Source organism: Pseudomonas parafulva NBRC 16636 = DSM 17004, assembly GCF_000730645.1.
Taxonomy (GTDB): Bacteria; Pseudomonadota; Gammaproteobacteria; order Pseudomonadales; family Pseudomonadaceae; genus Aquipseudomonas; species Aquipseudomonas parafulva.
In genome coordinates this window covers 63,512-83,214 of sequence record NZ_BBIU01000039.1, presented here as the reverse complement: position 1 = coordinate 83,214, position 19,703 = coordinate 63,512, and the positions used below count along the sequence as shown (strand labels likewise).

General features: G+C 64.6%; 19 protein-coding genes. 9 read left to right on the top strand and 10 right to left on the bottom strand.

All coding sequences use genetic code 11. From position 1 onward, the window contains the following. Positions 1-102 precede the first annotated feature (102 nt). A complete protein-coding gene (locus PPA02S_RS20320) occupies positions 103-1,710 on the top strand; it encodes an NAD(P)/FAD-dependent oxidoreductase (RefSeq protein WP_028633209.1) in 1,608 nt (535 codons plus the stop codon). A gap of 89 nt (positions 1,711-1,799) precedes the next feature. Here PPA02S_RS20320 and PPA02S_RS20315 read toward each other — a convergent pair whose 3' ends face one another. After that, positions 1,800-2,264 carry an outer membrane lipoprotein gene (locus PPA02S_RS20315; RefSeq protein WP_028633210.1) on the bottom strand — a complete coding sequence of 155 codons (465 nt, stop codon included), beginning with the start codon at positions 2,262-2,264 and terminating at the stop codon, positions 1,800-1,802. A gap of 144 nt (positions 2,265-2,408) precedes the next feature. Here PPA02S_RS20315 and PPA02S_RS20310 point away from each other — a divergent pair, with 144 nt between their 5' ends. Then, positions 2,409-2,642 (top strand): hypothetical protein, encoded by a 234-nt coding sequence (locus PPA02S_RS20310; RefSeq protein ID WP_028633211.1) that lies wholly within the window; start codon positions 2,409-2,411, stop codon positions 2,640-2,642. Positions 2,643-2,674: 32 nt separating this feature from the next. Here the strand turns inward: PPA02S_RS20310 and pdxH are convergent, their stop codons facing one another. The 5 genes from pdxH to dinG form a co-directional block, all read right to left on the bottom strand. Further along, the gene (gene pdxH / locus PPA02S_RS20305) at positions 2,675-3,322 is read right to left on the bottom strand and encodes a pyridoxamine 5'-phosphate oxidase (RefSeq protein WP_028633212.1); all 648 of its coding nucleotides are present in this window, start codon (positions 3,320-3,322) and stop codon (positions 2,675-2,677) included. Between the two features lie 18 nt (positions 3,323-3,340). Continuing rightward, the gene (locus tag PPA02S_RS20300; RefSeq protein ID WP_028633213.1) at positions 3,341-4,330 is read right to left on the bottom strand and encodes an OmpA family protein; all 990 of its coding nucleotides are present in this window, start codon (positions 4,328-4,330) and stop codon (positions 3,341-3,343) included. Between the two features lie 99 nt (positions 4,331-4,429). Beyond that, positions 4,430-5,575 carry an EstA family serine hydrolase gene (locus tag PPA02S_RS20295; protein WP_028633214.1) on the bottom strand — a complete coding sequence of 382 codons (1,146 nt, stop codon included), beginning with the start codon at positions 5,573-5,575 and terminating at the stop codon, positions 4,430-4,432. A 72-nt stretch (positions 5,576-5,647) separates the two neighbouring features. Then, positions 5,648-7,885 carry a beta-galactosidase gene (locus PPA02S_RS20290; protein ID WP_028633215.1) on the bottom strand — a complete coding sequence of 746 codons (2,238 nt, stop codon included), beginning with the start codon at positions 7,883-7,885 and terminating at the stop codon, positions 5,648-5,650. An 80-nt stretch (positions 7,886-7,965) separates the two neighbouring features. Further along, on the bottom strand, positions 7,966-10,110 hold the full coding sequence (gene dinG, locus PPA02S_RS20285) for an ATP-dependent DNA helicase DinG (RefSeq protein ID WP_028633216.1): 2,145 nt from the start codon (positions 10,108-10,110) through the stop codon (positions 7,966-7,968). Between the two features lie 98 nt (positions 10,111-10,208). Here dinG and PPA02S_RS20280 point away from each other — a divergent pair, with 98 nt between their 5' ends. Continuing rightward, complete coding sequence (locus tag PPA02S_RS20280) at positions 10,209-10,673, top strand: CopD family protein (RefSeq protein WP_028633217.1); 465 nt, start codon at positions 10,209-10,211, stop codon at positions 10,671-10,673. 12 nt (positions 10,674-10,685) lie between these two features. On the opposite strand, the gene PPA02S_RS20275 is transcribed toward PPA02S_RS20280, so the two are convergent. The 3 genes from PPA02S_RS20275 to PPA02S_RS20265 all read right to left on the bottom strand — a co-directional run bounded on the left by PPA02S_RS20275 (position 10,686) and on the right by PPA02S_RS20265 (position 12,561). Beyond that, a complete protein-coding gene (locus PPA02S_RS20275; protein WP_028633218.1) occupies positions 10,686-11,444 on the bottom strand; it encodes a hypothetical protein in 759 nt (252 codons plus the stop codon). Then, positions 11,437-11,712: a DUF1145 domain-containing protein gene (locus PPA02S_RS20270; protein WP_028633219.1), complete on the bottom strand. Its 276-nt coding sequence runs from the start codon at positions 11,710-11,712 to the stop codon at positions 11,437-11,439. The genes PPA02S_RS20275 and PPA02S_RS20270 overlap by 8 nt, the downstream gene beginning before the upstream one ends. A gap of 144 nt (positions 11,713-11,856) precedes the next feature. After that, positions 11,857-12,561, bottom strand: a complete 705-nt coding sequence (locus tag PPA02S_RS20265; RefSeq protein WP_028633220.1) for a PA1041 family peptidoglycan-binding anchor lipoprotein — start codon at positions 12,559-12,561, stop codon at positions 11,857-11,859. Between the two features lie 160 nt (positions 12,562-12,721). Between PPA02S_RS20265 and PPA02S_RS20260 the strand changes: the two genes are divergently transcribed. Genes PPA02S_RS20260 through PPA02S_RS20245 form a run of 4 tightly spaced genes read left to right on the top strand, consistent with a single transcriptional unit; the run spans position 12,722 to position 14,379 of the window. Beyond that, the gene (locus tag PPA02S_RS20260) at positions 12,722-13,216 is read left to right on the top strand and encodes a DUF6231 family protein (protein WP_028633221.1); all 495 of its coding nucleotides are present in this window, start codon (positions 12,722-12,724) and stop codon (positions 13,214-13,216) included. Between the two features lie 2 nt (positions 13,217-13,218). Then, a complete protein-coding gene (locus PPA02S_RS20255) occupies positions 13,219-13,695 on the top strand; it encodes a YchJ family protein (protein ID WP_028633222.1) in 477 nt (158 codons plus the stop codon). A gap of 2 nt (positions 13,696-13,697) precedes the next feature. Further along, positions 13,698-14,174 carry an LEA/WHy family protein gene (locus PPA02S_RS20250; RefSeq protein ID WP_028633223.1) on the top strand — a complete coding sequence of 159 codons (477 nt, stop codon included), beginning with the start codon at positions 13,698-13,700 and terminating at the stop codon, positions 14,172-14,174. Between the two features lie 7 nt (positions 14,175-14,181). Next, positions 14,182-14,379 (top strand): SEC-C metal-binding domain-containing protein, encoded by a 198-nt coding sequence (locus PPA02S_RS20245; RefSeq protein WP_009684590.1) that lies wholly within the window; start codon positions 14,182-14,184, stop codon positions 14,377-14,379. 24 nt (positions 14,380-14,403) lie between these two features. Here the strand turns inward: PPA02S_RS20245 and PPA02S_RS20240 are convergent, their stop codons facing one another. Then, positions 14,404-15,597, bottom strand: coding sequence for an MFS transporter (locus PPA02S_RS20240; RefSeq protein ID WP_028633224.1), 1,194 nt, complete (start codon positions 15,595-15,597; stop codon positions 14,404-14,406). A gap of 129 nt (positions 15,598-15,726) precedes the next feature. On the opposite strand from PPA02S_RS20240, the gene PPA02S_RS20235 reads away from it, so the two are divergent. Together PPA02S_RS20235 and PPA02S_RS20230 are read left to right on the top strand one after the other, a co-directional pair. Further along, complete coding sequence (locus PPA02S_RS20235; RefSeq protein ID WP_028633225.1) at positions 15,727-17,067, top strand: aminotransferase-like domain-containing protein; 1,341 nt, start codon at positions 15,727-15,729, stop codon at positions 17,065-17,067. 104 nt (positions 17,068-17,171) lie between these two features. Further along, positions 17,172-19,613 carry a penicillin acylase family protein gene (locus tag PPA02S_RS20230; RefSeq protein WP_028633226.1) on the top strand — a complete coding sequence of 814 codons (2,442 nt, stop codon included), beginning with the start codon at positions 17,172-17,174 and terminating at the stop codon, positions 19,611-19,613. Positions 19,614-19,703: the final 90 nt, after the last annotated feature.

Below are 19,703 nucleotides of genomic sequence, written 5' to 3'. Positions count from 1 at the left end.
ACCGGGTGCTTTAAACCTGCCAGTCAGGGCGGCTAACAGCTTATACTTGGCGGTTTGTGTTAAGCCGCCGGCCGCCCAATGGCCGGGATACTGGACCCTGCCATGCTACGAATCACCGAACTGAAGCTGCCCCTGGACCACCCCGACGAAGCGCTGCGCGAGGCCATTGTCCAGCGCCTGGGCATTGCCGACGCGCAGTTGCTCAGCTTCAACCTGTTCAAACGCAGCTACGATGCACGCAAGAAGAACAGCGAGCTGCTGTTCATCTACACCATCGACCTGCACGCCAGCAACGAAGACGAACTGCTGGCCAGGTTCGCTGACGATCGCAACATCACTGTCGCACCCGACGTCACCTACAAGTACGTGGGCCAGGCGCCGGCCAACCTGCCGCAACGCCCAATCGTGGTCGGGTTTGGCCCCTGCGGCATTTTCGCGGGCCTGCTGCTGGCACAGATGGGCTTCAAGCCGATCATTCTCGAGCGTGGCAAGGAAGTGCGCCAGCGCACCAAGGACACCTGGGGCCTTTGGCGTAAAAGTGTGCTCAACCCGGAGTCCAACGTGCAATTCGGCGAAGGCGGCGCCGGTACGTTCTCCGACGGCAAGCTGTACAGCCAGATCAAAGACCCGCAGCACCACGGCCGCAAGGTGCTGGAAGAGTTCGTCAAAGCCGGTGCACCGGACGAGATCCTGTACATCAACAAGCCCCACATCGGCACGTTCCGGCTCACCGGCATGGTCGAGCAGATGCGTCAGGAAATGATCGCGCTGGGTGCCGAAGTACGCTTCGAACAGAAGGTCACCGACCTGCTTAGCGAAGGCGACCAGCTGACCGGCGTGGTACTGGAAAGCGGTGAGCAGCTGCACGCCCGCCATGTCGTTCTGGCACTGGGCCACAGTGCGCGCGACACGTTCCGCATGCTGCACGCCAAGGGCGTGTTCATGGAAGCCAAGCCGTTCTCGGTAGGCTTTCGTATCGAGCACCCGCAAACCCTGATCGACAAGGCTCGGTTGGGCAAGTATGCCGGCCACCCGAAGCTGGGCGCAGCCGACTACAAGCTGGTGTACCACGCCAAGAATGGCCGTTCTGTCTACAGCTTCTGCATGTGCCCGGGCGGCACCGTGGTAGCGGCCACCAGCGAACCGGGCCGCGTGGTCACCAACGGCATGAGCCAGTACTCGCGTAACGAGCGCAATGCCAACTCGGGTATCGTCGTGGGCATCGACCCCGAGCGCGATTACCCGGGCGGCCCCCTGGCCGGTATCGAACTGCAGGAGCGCCTGGAAGCCCACGCCTACGTGATGGGCGGCAGCAACTACCAGGCCCCGGCGCAGTTGGTGGGTGACTTCGTCGCAGGCCGCCCATCGACCGCGCTGGGCAGCGTAGAGCCGTCCTATAAGCCGGGTGTCACATTGGGCGACCTTGCCCCCAGCCTGCCAGCGTTCGCCATCGAAGCTATCCGCGAGGCGTTGCCGGCGTTCGACCGGCAGATCAAAGGCTACAACCTGCACGACGCCGTGCTCACCGGCATCGAGACGCGGACCTCGTCACCGCTGCGCATCACCCGTGACGAACGCTTCCAGAGCCTGAACATGAAGGGGCTGTTCCCAGCAGGTGAAGGCGCAGGTTACGCAGGCGGTATTCTGTCGGCAGGCGTCGACGGGATTCGTATTGCCGAGGCAGTTGCCCGGGATATGCTTGGCCTCTAACAAGGTTTCGCGCGCGGCTGCCCTCTAGCAGGCACAAAAAAACCCCAACTGGCTCATGCCAGTTCGGGGTTTTTATTACGTGCCGCTCGTCAGTGGGATACGCGGCTGGTGCCATCAACGGTCATGATGCGTACCCGGTCACCCACACGGAAGATTTCGTTTTCCTGCACGGCCTGTACATAGGCACGCATGCTGCCGTCGTCTTCGCGCACGGTGATTTCGACACCCTGGGTGCGCGTGATGCCTTCTTCAGCGGCAGAGCCAGCAAGGCCACCCGCCACAGCACCGATAACGGCCGCTACGATACTGCCGCGCCCACCGCCCACGGCGCTGCCGGCCAGGCCACCGACAACCGCGCCGGCGCCGCCGCCGATTGGGGTCTTGGTGCCTTCTATCTTGACGGGGCGCAGCGATTCGATGGTGCCCATACGCACGGTTTGAACACGGCGGGCTTCGTCGCGCGAATAGCTGTCACCGCTCAGGCTTGAGGCACAGCCACCCAGCAGCAACGACATGGTGGTAAAGGTCGCCAACAGCAAAGCGGATTTACGCATGGGTACAATCTCCAGAGGTCAGGTGTTCATTAGACGCTGCACGTTGACGGCTGTCACGACGCAAACGTCATAAAATTGTTTTCATTCAGCTGGCGTACAGACGCGCTGCTGCATGCAGCCATTCAATTCAGACCAAGGATAGCCATGGATTACTTCATCGTCGTGGTCGCCACCGTTGCGGGGCTGTATTTCCATGGGTGGTTGTACGTGCGCATGCGCCGCTGGATGGACCGCGACCTGGCGTTGTCGCTGGCCGGCACGGACCCGCAAAAGCAGGCGTACATGCTGCAAAGGTTGCAGCAGGCACGCGTGGAGAAGGTGAAGCGCAAGCAGCTGGCCGGGTGGCTGCAACGTGAGGCGGCCGCCTACCCCGGCTGAGCTGACGAGGGGCCGCCATGCAGCCCTGGGCATCAGGGGGCCAGGCGCTCCCGCAGCCATTGCCCGTCGACACTGCGGTAGTTCAAGCGGTCGTGCAATCGGCTTGCACGCCCTTGCCAGAACTCGATTCGCTCCGGCAGAAGACGGTACCCGCCCCAGTGTTCCGGGCAATGGGGCTGGGTGTCGGAAAAGCGCGCTTCGGTGGCCTTGACCAGGGCCTCCAGAGCCTCACGGCCAGCAATGACCTGGCTCTGAGGCGAGGCCCAGGCGCCCAGGCGACTGCCCAGGGGGCGCACCTGGTAATAGTCGTCGGACTCCTTGGCCGTTACCTTCTCGACCCGGCCTTCGATACGCACCTGGCGCTCCAGCGCCGGCCAGAAGAAGGTCATCGCGGCAAAGGGGTTTTGCCGCAGTTGCTGCCCCTTCGCACTGTCGTAGTTGGTGAAGAAGGTAAAACCGCGCTCGTCCAGCCCTTTCAACAGCAACACGCGGCAATGCGGGCGCCCCTCACCGTCCACCGTGGCCAGGGTCATGGCATTGGCCTCGACAGGCGCCTGTTCGGTCTTTACCGCATCGCCGAACCAGTGGTGAAACAAGGCAAAAGGCTCCGCCGGGGCCTGGGCCTCGGCCAGGCCATCACGGGTGTAGTCGCGGCGCATATCGGCCAGGGTTTGGGTCATTGCTGCGTTCCTTGACGATCAGTTGGTCTTCGCAGGGCTGTTGGCAGCTACTTTCTTGTCGGTGGTAGCTTTTTTGGCCACCGGCTTGGCCGGGGCGGCTTTTTTCTTGGCGGGTGCTTTGGCAGACGCCTTGGCCTTGGCTGCTGGCTTCTTGGCCGCGGCCTTGGTTGCGCTCTTGGCCGCAGGCTTGCTATCGGCCGCCTTGCTAACCGGGGCCTTGGCATCCTGCGCCGCGACCATGGACGCCGGCGCCGGTGCCGGGGTTGCCTGCTGATATTTGGTCAGCAGTGCGACCATGGTGTTTTGCGGGGTAAGCAGCATTTCCACACGGCGGTTGAGGGCGCGGCCTTCTGCACTGTCGTTGGCGGCACGCGGCATCACCGAACCCATGCCCTTGAGGATCAACCGATCACGCTGCAACCCGCTGAGGCGGAAGATGGCAGACACGGAAGCAGCGCGTTCCAGGCTGAGCTTCTGGTTGGCTACTGGCACACCGCTGGTATCGGCATGGCCCAGGACCAGTACGGCCGTCTTGGGGTCACCTTCCACCGTCTTGGCCACGCGGGTGATCGGCCCCAGGGTCATGGGCAGCAGCATGTTCGGGCGGTCCGGGTTGTAGGAGCCGTCCACCGGGAGCGTCACAGCCAGCACGTTGTCGCGCCGCTCCAGTTCCAGCTTGCTGTCCTTGATCGCCTCGCGCAGTTTGGGCTCGTACTCGTCCAGCCAAGCCTGGGTGGCCTTCTGGTCGATCTTCGGCACCACCGGGCCCTCTGCCTGTTTTTCTTCGTTGCCAAACGGCCACCACCAACGGCTGCCGCTGCTGGACTTGGCGTCAGCCTTGGCCACATTCTCGGTGACCGCCTGCTTCACTTCCTGGTCGGCGACCTTGTCCGAACCGAACGGCCACCAGCTCGAACTGGCACTTTTGGCGGTGCCCTGGGATTGGCTGGCGCAGCCGGTAACAGCGGCCAGGCACAGGGCGAGTGCTAAGGTTTTATGTGAAGACATCAGCGATACACCATGAATTAGAAAGAAATTTTGCCCACACTCTTCAGGCATTGGCATTGAGGATAGTCAAAGAGCCTGGGCAATACTCGCATTACCCGATCAAAGGCATTGCGCAAGTACCCGCACCAGTTTCTGCGCCCGCGGGTCCATCAACACATAGGGCCCCAGGGTGTTGACGACGAACCCGAAGGCTACATCATGTTCAGGGTCGGCAAACCCCACCGAGCCGCCGGCACCCGGGTGGCCAAAGGCGCGGGCACCCAGGCCGAAGGTGGCGTTGGCCACCTGGGGCTGATCGAGCATGCAGCCCAGGCCAAAGCGCGTCTGGGTCAGCAGGGTGCGGTCCTGGCCCAGGCTGTGCTGGCGGGTAAGCTCGTCAAGCAACTCGGACTCCAGCAGGCTGCCGTCCAGCAAGCCTGCATAGAACCCGGCAAGGCTTCGTGCGTTACCGTGGCCGTTGGCGGCCGGCTGCTGCATGCGCCGCCATTCCGGCTTGTTGGTACTGGTAAGGATGGCCGGGGGGTTGGTAAAGGCGCGGGTCGACAACGCGTGGGGTTCGCGCAGGGTTACCTGCAGCAGCCGCTGCGCCGCTTCGTCGCCCGGGTTGCCCTTGCCTCGGGCGATGTGGGCCACCCGCTCGAATTCCTGGTCATCCAGGCCAACATGGAAATCCAGGCCCAGGGGGCGAGCCGTGCGCGCCACGATCGAATCACCCGGTGCGCGCCCGTCTGCGCGGCGGATCAGTTCACCGATCAGCCACCCGTAGGTAATGGCCGCATAGCCATGCTCGGTACCCGGCACCCACCAGGGCTCCTCTCTGGCCAGCACATCGACCATGGCCTGCCAGTCGTACAGCGCCTCGGCAGGCAGCACCTCACGGATAGCAGGCAGCCCGGCCCGGTGGCTGAGCAATTGGCGCAGGGTAATCGCCTGCTTGCCAGCCTGGGCAAATTCAGGCCAGTAATGGGCGACCGGTGCATCCAGGTCGAGCTTGCCCTCGCCCACCAACTGCAAGGCCGTGACAGCGGTGAAGGCCTTGGTGCATGAAAACAGGTTGGCGATGGTGTCGCTGTGCCAGGCCTGCTGCCCGTCCCGGTCGGCAGTGCCCGCCCACAGGTCCACGACCGTCTCGCCACCCACCTGGATGCACAGCGCGGCGCCCCGCTCCTGGGGGTCGTCGAACAGGGCGGCGAACGCCTCGCGCACCGCTTCGAACTTCAGTTCATAGTGACCCTGGATCTGCACCCGCTGTTCTCCGTACGGCACATCGCGAAAATGGCGTGCATTGTTTCAGTAGTTGGGCGTTTTGCAAACCGGTCACTGCGCCTTGGGTTTCTCCAGGTGCCCACGCAACTGAGCCAAGGCCTCCAGGTTGCTCCTGCGCGCCGCCTCGACGAAGCCCGCGTAGGCCACGTCGGTAATGGCGACCAACCCCAGATGACCGTTTTCACCATCAAGCAGCCGCCCGCTGGCGGGCTGGTCCAGGTACTGGAACCAGTGTGCGCCCACGATCATCGGCTGGCTGAGGGCGGCCTTGAGGAAACGACCGTAGGCGGGCCCGCGGTCCTCTTCGCGTACCACCTCCAGCGGGCCTGGCCAGAATGGGCCGCGATCACGCGAGCCGAACTGGAATTCCGACACCAGTACCGGCTTGTCCAGCTCGGCCAGGCGGGCGAAGTCGTAACCATCCTGCGGCTGGAGCGTATAGAAATTGAAGCTGAGCACGTCGCAGAACTCGGCACAGGCTTTCACCGCCTCGGGTGTACTCACCGCAAAACGGCCGCCCAGCAACAGGTGGTTGGGCGCGTGCCATTTCAACGAGTCGGAAATGGTCTTGAAGTAGGTTTCGGCAAATACCTGCTGGAAGTACTGGTAGTCACGCTCGATTTCCGGGTGCTCCGGGCTGGGCAACGGCCCCTCGAAACCCGGGTCTTCCATCAGTTCCCAGGCGCTCAACTCAATGCCCCATGCCTTGGACAGGCCCTCCTGGTTGCGGTACTTGTCGCGCAACTGCTTGAGAAACGCACGCTTGGCCGGCACGTCGGTGGTCAGGCGCAAGGTGCCGTAGGCCAGCCCATAGCGTGCTTTGGGGTCGGCGCCGGGGGCTGCCCAGGCCAGCTCGTTGTCGGCGAAGTAGCCGACCAGCCAAGGGTCGTCGCGGTGATCCCGGGCAGCGATGGCGACCGCACGCTCGGTGGCCATGGCGAAACGGGGGTCGAACGGGTCCGGCATGCTGCCCCACCAGTCCATGCCGGTGCTGATGCTGGCGTAATCCCCAACGATCGACAGCGGCAGGGTATAAGGCATGCGCTCGGCCTCGATCAACGCCGGGTCGCTCCAGTTGCCCAGGGTGTTGAAGCCCCATGCCTGGAGCCGGTCCAGTGCATGGCCCTGCCAGCGGGCAGCATCCCGTGCGGCGGGTGGGCAGTTGGCCGGTTGCTCAGGCCCGGTGGGCGGGCACGGCTTGCCATAAGTGCGTTGCAGGTTGGCCGCGTAAAAGTCGAACCAGCGCCCTTTCTTGAAATTGCGCCCCGCTGAAGATGCATTGCCATCGTCGTTGTTGCCTTCGCCATAGAAGGCGGCAAGCATGCTGCCGGCCTCAGGCAAGCCCTTGAACATGCCCTCACGGCCCTGCACATAGGTTCGCCCGCCGTCCGCAGCCACGGCGTTGACGCCCAGCGAATAGAACGGGTGGCCTTGCGGCGTTACCAGGTACCAGCGCCCATCGCGTTTTTCAGTGCGGAAAAAACCTTTGGCCTCAAACGCCTGCCCCGCCATCAGCCCGCCGAAATCATCCAGTGGCTGCTTGCCACGCTCTGCCAGCCAGGCCTTCAACTGCTGCTGTTCACGGCCATCGGCTGCCTTGAGCTGGTCGTCGTTGGCGACCTTTTCTGGCCAGTTGGCGCGGGTGGACTGCCCATAGCTGTCGATCAGGTCACGGTAGGCTGCCTGATACGCCTGGTCGTCATCCTGAATGCCGACGCGCTCGATCAACAGGCTCTGGGCCACCTTGGGGCCGGGAATGCTCAGGCTGACCGACGCCACCTGCTTGAGGTCGAGTGCGCCAGCACTGCTGGCCAGCAGCAGGCGCTGGCCGCCAAAGCTCCACGGCATGGGCGGGCCGGCGCGCATACCCTGGCTCGATGGCGAGCTGGCGGCCAGCGGCACCATCACGGTTTGCGCAGGCCCTGCGGGCAGGTCAACCCTGCTCGTGAGCGTACGGCCATCGCTGCCCTGCACGGTCACATCCACAGTCAGCGCCCAATCCATGCCACTTTGCAGGCGCAACGTCAGCCAGCGCCCGGCGGACCAGTCCCACACGCCGCTCTGCGGGCTCAAGCGCAGGGTCGGCCGCTCGGCCGGGTTGAATACCACCCGCCGCAACACCTCACCGCCCGCCGTCTGCTCGGCGTTGTACTGCGGCAGGCCGGCGTCCACCGTCGCAACATTCACCACCGAGGCCGGGCGCACGAAACTGAACAGCGTCTGCTGCCCCGCCAGTAAAGGCGAACTGAACAACAGGGCGAAAACAGCAGGCAGGGTGCGGCGGACCATAGGGATGGGGCTCTCCTTCAGGGCCCTCATGGCCCACGACTGAGTAAATGGACAACGTGCCGGCGCAAGTGCTCCAGCTGTCAGCAAATCTCCCGCCTGAACGGCGGCAGCGCATTGAGAATAGCCTTGCCATAGCGCTGGGTAACCAGGCGCCGGTCAAGCAAGGTGATGATGCCGCGGTCCTGTTCAGTGCGCAGCAACCGGCCGCAGGCCTGGATCAGGCGCAAAGACGCATCGGGTACGGCGATTTCCATGAACGGGTTGCCGCCACGGGCCTCGATCCACTCCGCCAGGGCAGCCTCGACCGGGTCATCCGGTACAGCGAACGGGATCTTGGCAATAACCACGTGCTCGCAATAGGCGCCCGGCAAGTCCACCCCTTCGGCGAAGCTGGCCAGGCCGAATAGCACGCTGTGCTGGCCGTCGTCGACCCGCGCCTTGTGCTTGTTGAGGGTTTCCTGCTTGGACAGGTTGCCCTGGATGAGCACCAGCTTGCGCCAGTCCCGGTCCAGGCCATCGAACACGTCCTGCATCTGTTTGCGGGAAGAGAACAGCACCAGCGCGCCGCGCGCGTCTTCGACGATGTTGGGCAGTTCACGGATGATGGCGGCGGTGTGGGCCGCGGCATCCCGGGGGTCGGCCTTGAGGTCCGGCACCCGCAGCAGGCCGGCATCGCCATGCACGAACGGGCTGGGCACCACGCAACTGACGGCGTCGCGTGGCAACCCGGAACGCATGCGGAAGCGGTCGAACTTGCCCAGCGCAGTCAGCGTCGCCGAAGTGACCAGTGCGCCATGGGCGACGTTCCACAGGTTGCGGCGCAGCATCTCGGCCGCCAGGATGGGGCTGGCGTTGACCTCGATATCGAACAGCGCACCGGTTTCGGCCAGGGTCAGCCAGCGCGCCATCGGCGGGCTGTCCTCCGGATCTTCGGCGGTGAACGCCGTCCACAGTTCCCAGTTGCCCTGGGCCCGGGTTTGCAGGCTGCCGAACAGCGGGTACCACTCTTCGGCCTGGTGACTGGCAATGCCGATGCTCACCTCCCCCCCCATGCCTTCCTTGAGCAGGTCAGTCAGGCGAGTGAACAGGTCGTTGAGGCGGCTGAAGCCCTTTTTCAGCTCCACCCCCACCTCACGGATCTGCTCCGGCACCACCCCACCCGGGAACCGATAACGCGGGCGCTCGCGCCCTTCGTTATCTTCGCCTGGGCGGAAGTCGGCAACCTGTTCGCACAGGGTGAACATGAACTGCTGCTGGGTGCGGATTTCCCGGGCAAGCTCGGGCACCTGCTCGATCAACTTGCCCAGATCGCCCGGCAGCGGGTGCTGGGCCAGCAGCTTGGTCAGGTTCTTGGCCGTCTGTTCCAGCCAGTCGGCGGTGGAGCGCAGGCGCGAATAATGGGCAAAGTGGCCGATGGCCTTATCGGGCAGGTGGTGGCCTTCGTCGAACACGTAAAGGGTGTCGCGCGGGGCAGGTAGCACCGCGCCGCCGCCCAGCGCCAGGTCGGCCAGGACCATGTCATGGTTGGTGACGATGACATCCACCTTGCCCATGCCCTCGCGCGCCTTGTAGAAGACGCACTGCTGGAAATTGGGGCAGTGGCGGCCGGTGCACTGGCTGTGGTCGGTGGTCAGCCGCGCCCAGTCTTCGTCTTCCAAGGTTTCGGGCCAGCTGTCGCGGTCGCCATCCCAGCGGTTGCCGGCCAGCTTCTCGATCATGCTGTTGAACAGCTTCAGACTGCGCTCATCAACGTCGATACGAAAGCCTTCTTCTTCGAGCAACTGGGCCTGGGATGTCTGTGCGTGGCCCTCTTGCACCAGGATGTCCAGCTTGGACAGGCACAGGTAGCGACCACGCCCCTTGGCCAGGGCGAAGCTGAAGTTCAGCCCGCTGTTGCGCATGAGGTCGGGCAGGTCCTTGAAGACGATCTGCTCCTGCAGCGCCACGGTGGCGGTAGCGATGACCAGGCGCTTGCCGGCCGCCTTGGCTGCCGGAATGGCCGCGAGGCTATAGGCAACTGTTTTGCCGGTACCTGTACCCGCTTCCACGGCCACGACGGCAGGCTCGCCGGCACGGCGGCCTTCATCGTCGCAGGCGATGTCGCCGAGGACCTTGGCCACTTCGGCGATCATCAGGCGCTGACCGTAGCGTGGCTTGAGGCTCTTGGCTTCGAGAAAACGCGTATAGGCGCCCTGGATGGTGGCTTTGAGTTCGTTGCTGATCATGGTCTGCAGGCGCCCGGAGGGCTGGATATATTTTCAGTGTTGCGCATTGGGCGGCTATCATACCCCGCTCTTGCCCTTTATGCCGCATGGAGATCCGGATGGCCGCCTTTGCCCTGCCCTACACATTGCATGTTCTGGCTGCCCTGATATGGGTCGGCGGCATGTTCTTCGCCTGGCTGGTGCTGCGCCCTGCAACGGTTGCAGCCCTGGAAGGGCCTGCGCGGCTGCGCCTGTGGGTGGAAGTTTTCCGACGGTTCTTCGGCTGGGTCTGGGTGGCTGTGGTGGTTTTGGCGATAACAGGTGTCGGCATGTTGCACATGCGCTTCAACGGCTTCGAAACTGCCCCTCGCTACATTCAAGCGATGATGGGCGGCGGCATCGTCATGTTCGCCCTGTTTCTGCGTATACAGGTCCTGCTGCTGCCGGAGCTCAAAACCGCTGTGCAGGCCCAGGACTGGGCCGCCGGTGCAGCGGTGCTGGGGCGGATCAGGCGGATGGTGGGCGTGAACCTGTTGCTGGGCCTCGCCGTGGTGGCAGTGGCCAGCGCCCGCCTGATGCCCTGAGCCCGGCGCCGGTTACAGCCGCTGCAGGATCAGCTCCCCGGCGGCGCCAGCCAGGCCCGGCTGGCCCGCTTGCCCAGCACGCCCGCTGGCGCCCGCTGCGGTGCGGTAGACCAGGCAACCTTTGCTGGCACCGCCTTTGCCCGCCTTGCCCGCGTCGCCGGCCTTGCCCGGTGCACCGCCATCGAGCCGCACCACAATGCGCTCCTGGGGGAAGCTTTGCGGCACGCTCAGGCGCACACGCCCGCCAGGCGCCCCGTCATGCCCGTTACCGCCATCGTCGCCGTTGAAACCGCGGCTGGCCTGCCCCCACGTGCAACCACCCGCTTGCCCATTGGCACCATCGAGCCCCGCATAACCAGGCGCACCTGCGCCACCGCGGGCGTCGATGGCCAACTGCTCCGCTTCCACTTCGGCCAGTTTCAGGTCCAGGCCACGGCCAGAACGTGCCGCACGCTGGTAGCTGCCCGCAGCCCCCGGCGCACTGAACTCGCTGCCGGCCCCAAGGCTTGCATTGGCAGCCTCGATCAGCAACGGGCTGTCGGACGGCGCAATGGCGATGCGTGCGTCACGCCCGAGCTCCAGCCTGTCCACTTTCAACTCGGCCAGGGTGGCGGGCAACATCAGGGTAGCGCCGTCGCCCACCCGTAGCTGGTCCAGGTGAACGCTGGCCGATTTGGTCGGCAGGCGCAGCATGGAATTGGCGCCCACCTCCAGGCTCTGGGCCTGCGCCAGGGGGGTAGCCAGCAGGGCAAGCAACATCAGATTACGCATTTCGTGGCGTCTCCTGCGCACGGGGAATGGACATGACGTGGAATATACCGGTCAACAGGATTTGCAGGCGGTCGAACCAGCGGTGGCTGCGCCCGCGCAGGCTACCGTTGAAAAAGAGGACCTCAAGCACGTGCAGGCACAGCAGCAGGCCGCCCGCCGCGTTGATCAAGAGGTTCAGCGGCAAGGGCTGCGGTGCCATCTGATTGAACAGCACCACACCCCAGAAGGCGATTGTGAGGACCTTGCCCAGGCCCAGGAAGAACTTCATGCCTTGCCCCCATCGATGAGCGTCAGCCCCGGACGGCTGACTCGACCGCGCCAGGGCTCTACCTTAACTGCAACCCCCAATGCCGCGCCAGCAGGCGCGACACCGGGCACCCATGCCACGGAACGCGGCACGGGTGCCTACGGGCTAGCGCTCGATCTTGATTTCGGTACGGCGGTTCATGGCACGCCCTTCGGCAGTGGCGTTGTCCGCAACCGGCTGCGACTCACCGGCCCCCACGATCGACACGAAGCTGCTGCGCGGTATGCCGCTTTCAACCAGGTAGTCGGTCACCGAATGGGCCCGGCGCTCCGACAGTTTCTGGTTGTAGCTGTCCCTGCCCACGCTGTCGGTGTGGCCGCTGACGCTCAGGCGAGCGGAAGGCGCTTCCTGCTTCAGGCGGGTGGCGATGGTGTTGAGGCGTTGCTTGTCGGCCGGCGTCAGGCGCGCAGAATCAAATTCGAAGTGCACATCGCGGATGACGATGACCTCTTCCTTAGCCACCACCACCTCTTCCACCACCACCGCCTCAGGCTGCGGTGGCGGTGGGGGGCAGCCGTTGGCGTCCACCTGCACGCCACGCGGTGTGCCTGGGCACTTGTCGCGGCTGTCAGGCACACCATCACCGTCTTCGTCACCGTCACCATGAGCCCAGCAATAACCGGCTGCCAGGCCACCGCCCAGCAGTGCCCCCCAGCCAGCCCAGCTGGAGCTTTCGATGGCGCCCAGCGCTGCGCCGCCCACGCCTCCGACGGCCGCACACTTGGGCCAGTCGGTCTTCTGCAACCCTGCGCAACCCGTCAGCACGCTGGTGAGCAGGATCAAGGGTACCGCTGTGCGTACTATGCTCATCTCATCGCCTCTCCTTAGTGGGAACCGGCATAACGCCGACCTGTGGGAGTAAAGACGGTGCATGCCAACCCTGCCAGCAATCGGCCATCGCGCTTGCATGCAGCCCTTTGCCGACGCGCCCTGGCCCGCTAGTCTTGGCCAACATGAAAGAGGATTGGCAATGACCGACGGTTTCTCGCAACGTACGCCGCAACAGGCCCTGGCCGCACTGCTCGAGCGCTTTACCCCGCAACGCCTGCTGCTGGTGGGCACCCGGTTCCCTGCCCTGGACGCCTTTCTTCAGGCGCACCCGCAGGTCACCCTGGCCACGGCCACGCCCGGCCAACTGCCTGCCGCACTGGCCGCCCAGCGTTTCGACCTGGCGCTGCTGGTGGATTGCCTGGAGCACCTGCCCAAGCGAACCGGGCTGGAACTGCTGGGCGGCATCCGCAATCTCAACGCCAGCCGTGTGGCGGTGCTGGCAGACCTTGCCGCCTGCGGCTGGCAAGATACCGACTTCTTCGCCCTGGCCCTGTCGGCCAGCGAGAAATTCTGCTGCGAGCAACAGGTGCTGAGCCTGTTCACCTATGATCTACACGATTACAAGCAGGTACCGGACTGGCTCAATGCACGGTTCTGGGCCAACCCTGAAAATTTCGGCAAGTACTGGTGGTGATAATGAGTGTTTCGGTCTGCCCATGCGGCAGTGGCAACCTGCTTGATGCCTGCTGCGGTCATTACCATGCTGGCACGCCGGCACCGGATGCCCAGGCGCTGATGCGCTCGCGCTATAGCGCTTATGTGCTGGGCCTGGTCGAGTACCTGGTGGCCACCACACTGCCCGCCCAGCAGGCCGGGCTGGACCGTGCGGCCATGGCAGCCTGGAGCGCACAAAGCACCTGGCTGGGGCTGGAAGTGGAAAGTGCCGAGGTGCTGGGTGGCCAACCCGAACACGCATTCGTCACCTTCACCGCGCGCTGGCACGACCAGGCCGGCGACCACCAGCACCGTGAATGCTCCGCCTTCGTTCAGCACGACGGCCGCTGGTACTTCATCGATCCCACGGTGGGCCTGAAGGCCGGGCGCAACGACCCCTGCCCCTGCGCCAGCGGGCAGAAGTTCAAGAAGTGCTGCGCCAGTTACGTGGGTAGCTGAGCATGATGACGCGCATCCGCTTCATGCTGCTCTGCGGCCTGCTCTTGCTAGTGGGGGGCTGCGCCAGCTGGGGCGGTGCAGACTGGCGCGAACCACAGGTGCACCTGGTCAGGGTGGAAACGGTCAAAGCCCGCCTGCTGCAACAGGAATTCGTGTTGCATGTGCGGGTGGAAAACCCCAACGACAGCCGCCTGTTCATCCGCTCCGTCGAATACGCACTGCGCCTGAATGATGTTGTGCTCGCCCAGGATGAAGCCAGCCTATGGCGCAGCGTGGGGCCCCATGAACGGCGTACATTCAAGATCACTGCCCGGACCAACCTGTGGCAGCACCTCAAGCCCCTGGCGAAAATGCTGAAAAGCGGGCGGCCCCTGCACTACAGCCTGCAGGCTGAACTGGCCACCGGCCTGCTCATCCATCGGGACCTGCACTTGTCGCGCAGTGGTGAGATAATGCCCGGCGATCACTACCCGGAGTAACCCAGCAATGTCCCAACAACCCCACGTTCATGGCCCCGACTGCAACCACGATCATGACCATCATCACGATCACGGCCATGTGCACGGCCCACACTGCAACCACGGCCACCAAGAGCCGGTGCGCAACGCGCTGAAGGACGTCGGCCGCAACGACCCATGCCCCTGCGGCAGCGAGAAGAAATTCAAGAAGTGCCACGGCGCCTGATACAAGGCGCCGCGCAGGGCTTCGCTAGCGGTAGTGGAGCCCGGCCACCTTGCGCGGCAACAGCAGTGCAGTGGCCAGCAGCAAACCCAGGCACAGTGCCATGCACAGCACGTTCGTGCCCCCCCAACCCACCGAGTCCAGCAGCAACGATGGGCTGAAGGCACCTACAGTCGCGCACACCGCTATCGCCAAATCGTTCTTGCCCTGCATCTGCATGGCACCCGGGCTGTTCTGCAGCGTCTGCGCCAGCAGCGCCCCGCCCCCCACATAGGTCAGGTTCCAGCCAAGGCCCAGGGCAATCAGTGAAACCGTCATCACCGCATAGCTGCTTGAACCCATGTTCAGAGCAGTGCACGCGATCAGCAGCATCAGCCCCCCACAGATCGTGGCCCTGATACCCAAACGCTGGATGATCGCCCCGGTGAAAAACGACGGCGCGAACATGGCGATCACATGCCACTGGATGGCCAGGCGAACGTCGGAAAAATCCTCATGCATATGCTTCATGTGCAGGGATGCCTGGATCATCAGCAGGTTCATGATGCCGTACCCCAAGGCCGCAACCCCCATCGCCACGGCAATGCCCGGCGTGATGCCGTGCCCGGAAGGGCTCAGCGGTGCCCGGGGCGCGGTAGCGGGCGCAACCTGGCCATCACCGGGCAAGCAAATGGCGATCACCAGCGACACCAGGGCCAGGGCGGTGAAGGCGGCGTAGCACAATGAAAACAGTGGGAACCCACCGGCATCGCGCAGCCATTCGGTAAGGGCAGGGCCGACAACGGCGGCAATCACCCCACCCGCCACCACCAGTGAAAGCGCCTTGGGTTTGAGGTGCTGCGCCAGGTTGTCAGTGGCAGCAAAGCGGTTGAAGTTGGCAAAGGCGATGTACACGCCCAACGCCGAGTGGCTGACCACCAACGCGCCAAACTGCTGATGCTCCACCGCCAGGAAGCCGCAGACGCCGGACACGGCCAGCGGCAATGCCCCCAGCATGAACGCGCGTTTGCGGCCAATACGCGCCATGAGCCGGGACACCGGGTAGGTCGCCAGCATCACGAACAGAAACTGGAACCCGTACGGCACAGTCGACCAGGCCGCTGCCGGGGCCAGCGCAGCCCCCACAATGGCAGCCATGGTCACCGACATCACGGCAGTGGTGAGGTTGACCGACTGGGCCAGAAAATACAGGTACGTGCGTGCGGGAAGGGTTGTGCTCATGATGGCTCGCTGAGGGTAAAAGGGGTGACAGCAACAGCGTCGCACCGTTGACGACATTTTCGGCAAACAGTCGACGTGCTTTACGGCTAACTGTTAGGGTGTTTTTTCTAACGCCCGCAGGAAAGCCTCGTGCCGCAACCCGACCTACTCGCACAGTTGAAGCAGCGCCTGACAGCCGGTGAATGGCTACCCGGGCAACGCATGCCGTCCATTCGCAAACTCACCGTGGCAACGGGTGCCACCTACCACGAGGTGGTCTCCAGCTATGCCCGCCTGGTCAGCGAAGGGCTGCTCACGGCGGTGCCCGGGCGTGGCTACTTTGTGGCCACTGGCACCCGCCCCGCCGAAACGGACGAGCCCACTGGCGACATGGCGCAAGACCCGCTTTTCAAGCTGTTGCAAGGTGGGCAGCACTTCACCAAGCTGGGCAGCGGCTGGCTGCCCCCTGCCTGGCGTGATACCGAACTGCTGGCCAAGGCCATCCGCCGTACCGCCCGGCTGGAACAAAGCTCGCTGGCTGAATACGGGGATATCCAGGGTTACCTGCCGATGCGCAAGCAGCTGTGCATGCACCTCGGTCGGCTGACCCGCATCGAGGCACACCCTCACCAGTTGCTGACCACCCTGGGTGCCACCCAGGCGCTGGACCTGGTGGCACGCCTGCTGATCAGCCCCGGGGACCACGTGTTCGTGGACGAGCCGGGCAATGGCAACCTGATCAAGCTGATCCAGCTGGCCGGCGGCCACGTGGTAGGCATCCGCCGCACAGCCGACGGGCCAGACCTGGAAGACATGAAACAGCACCTGGCCAGGCACAAGGTGAAGGCGTTCTTCTGCAACAGCACCTTCCACAACCCGACCGGCGGCACCATCAGCCCCCACAATGCGTTCGGCGTGCTGCGCCTGGCCGTGGAACACGATTTCTTCGTGGTCGAAGACGATGTGTACGGCGACTTCAGCCCGGGGGTGCGGCAAACCTTCGCCGAGCTGGACAACCTGCAGCGGGTCATCTACATCGGCAGTTTTTCCAAATGCCTTTCGGCTTCGCTGCGGGTGGGTTACATCGCCTGCCCGCCGCCCCTGGTAGCGCCGCTGATGCGCCTGAAGCTGTTGACGTGCGTCGCAGTGCCGGCGTTTTGCGAACGCTTCGTCAACACCATTCTCAGCGACGGTACCTACGCCCGACACATGAATGATGTGCAGCAGCGCCTGATCCACCAGCAGGCGCACACCCAACGCGTGCTGCTCAAACACGGCTGGCATTTCGACATAAGCGCCCAAGGTGGCATGTTCCTCTGGGTATCGCACCCTGACCTTGCCGACCTGCAACCCTTCATGCGCCGGCTGGAACAGCAACGGGTACTGCTGATGCCAGGCACGGCATTTGCGGTGACACGTGACTACCAGCGTTATACGCGCATCAACTGCACGCACTTTTCAGACGGCGTAGCCGAGCTTTTCAGGGTGTAAGTGGACGCCGGCAAATAAACCGCCCGCTGACCTTGCACGACGCCTGCGCGCTCACTACCTTTAGCGCCTTTCCAAACCCGCAATGCCTTGCAGGAGCCCTTGCCATGGCCGCCCCCGCCTTCCCCCCTTTCCGCCTGCGCTTCGCAACGGCTTTGACGCTGCTCGGCACCCTGGGCCTGGCCGGTTGCCAGACCGGCGCCCAGCAAGGCAGCGTGCCATCGGCCACGGGCGTGCAACCGCTCAAGGGCCTGGCGCAGAACGTCTCGGTACGGCGCAACCCCATGGGCGCGGCGCTGATTGAAAGCAGCAGCTTCCACGACGCCTTGTTCAGCCTGGGTTACGTGCATGCCGGTGACCGGATCGAGCAGATGGTTGCCATGCGCCTGTTGGCCCAGGGGCGGCTGGCTGAACTTGCCGGTGCGGACGCGCTGGACATCGACCGCCTGATGCGGGCGGCCAACCTCAAGCAGAGCGCGGCCCAGCAATACGCCGACGCTTCGCCGCGCCTGAAGCGGTTTTTCGAGGTGTATGCGCGGGGGGTAAACGCTTACCTGTTCCGCTATCGCGACAAGCTGCCCGCTGGCCTGGCCGACAGTGGCTACCGCCCGGAGTACTGGAAGCCTGAGGATTCGGCGCTGATTTTCAGCCTGTACGCATTCAGCCAGTCGGTGAACCTGCAAGAAGAGCTCAGCGCCCTGACGTTGGCGCAAAAAGTGGGCAGCGACAACGTGGCCTGGCTGCTGCCCGGCGCACCCGACGAGCCCCTGGCCACCGGGGAAACCGACAAGCTCAAGGGCCTTAACCTGGCCAGCCAGTTGCCCGGCCTGCAAGCCCTGGCGGCGGCCAGCCAGAAGCTGGCGGACCTTGACCTGCTCGGCAGCCCAGGTTCGGCCAACCTGGCCATCGGCCCGCAACACAGCCGCAGCGGCAAGAGCCTGCTGGCCAGTGACAGCCGTGCCATCTGGGCCCTGAGCCCGGTGCAGATCCACACCGGCAAGTACCAGGTGGCAGGCTTGTCGCTGCCCGGCCTGCCCATCGTGCTGTCGGGTTACAACGGCCAACTGGCCTGGAGCAGCAGCGCGGTGATGGCTGACAACCAGGACCTGTTCCTCGAGCAATTGCGCCGCCAGGGCAACCAGCTCAGCTACCTGGCCGATGGCAAGTGGCTGCCCGCCCGCGCCCGCACCGAAACATTCCTGGTGCGCGGCCAGCGCCCTCAACGTGAAGTGATGTACGAAACCCGCCACGGCACCCTGCTGGCCCAACCGCCCGGCGCCGGCCTTGGTCTTGCCCTGAACCTGCCGCAATCCAAGGGTGATCGCAGCCTGGATGCGCTGTTCGACCTGACCCGTGCCAAGAATGTGGAGCGTGCCTTCGACAGTACACGCGAGGTCACGGCGGCTGCGCTGAACTTCGTGTTCGCCGAGCCCGGCCATATCGCCTGGCAAGTCAGCGGGCGTTACCCCAACCGCCGCGAAGGCCAGGGCCTGCTGCCCTCGCCGGGCTGGGACGGGCGCTACGACTGGGACGGCTATGCCGATACCATGCTGCACCCCTACGACCAGGACCCGACCGCCGGCTGGATCGGCCATGCCAACCAGCGCAGCCTGCCCAAAGGCTACGGCATGCAGCTGTCCAGCACCTGGTACTACCCGGAACGGGCCGAGCGCCTGGGCCAACTGGCGGGCAACGGCCGCCACGACAGCCGCAGCCTGATGGCCCTGCAGAACGACCAGGTGACCTTGTTGGCCGGCAAACTCAAGCAGATGTTCGAAGCCCCCGGCATGGCCCAGCCCCTGAAACAGGCCATCGACGCCCTGCCCGCCGCACAGCGTGACAAGGCACGCGATGCGCTGGCCCGGCTCAAGGCCTTCGACGGGCGCATGAGCCCGGTGTCCGCCGATGCGGCGCTGTATGCGCTGTTTCTGCAGGCATTTGCCCGGGAAACCTTCCTGGACGAACTGGGGCCAGAGTCCGGCGCTGCCTGGCAAGCCTTTGTCAGCAATGCCCGCCTGTCGTACTCGGCCCAGGCCGACCACTTGCTTGGCCGCGATGACAGCCCATTCTGGGACGACCGCACCACGCCACAGAAAGAAGACAAACCCGCCATCCTTGCCCGCAGCCTCGCGGCGGCGGTGGATGCAGGCACCGCGCAACTGGGCGCAGACCGCCGCGCCTGGCAGTGGGGCAAGCTGCACCAGTACCGCTGGCCTGCGCCTGCCTACCATGGCCTGGGGGATGCCATCAGCCGCCCACCACAAGCCGCCGGTGGCGACTTCAGCACCCTGGCGCTGACCCCGTACGCTTGGGGCAGCGGTTTCGACACCCACCTGCCCGCTTCAGCGCGCATGGTGGTCGACTTCGGCCAGGCCGAACCCCTCCAGGTACTGACCAGCAGCGGGCAGTCTGGCAACCCGGCCAGCGCCCATTACAGTGACGGCCTGGACGCCTGGTTCAAGGGGCGCTTCATGGTGTTGCCGCTGCAGCCGCAGAACTTCGCCCGGGCCTACGGCAACCAGCGCCTCACCCTGGTGCCGGGCAAATAAGCGGTACGGCGCGCGTGCGGGCTGTGCAGCGGGGGCGGTGATACCACCGGTCGAACTTCCCTTCGCTGCCGTGGCTCCTAACTGGTAACT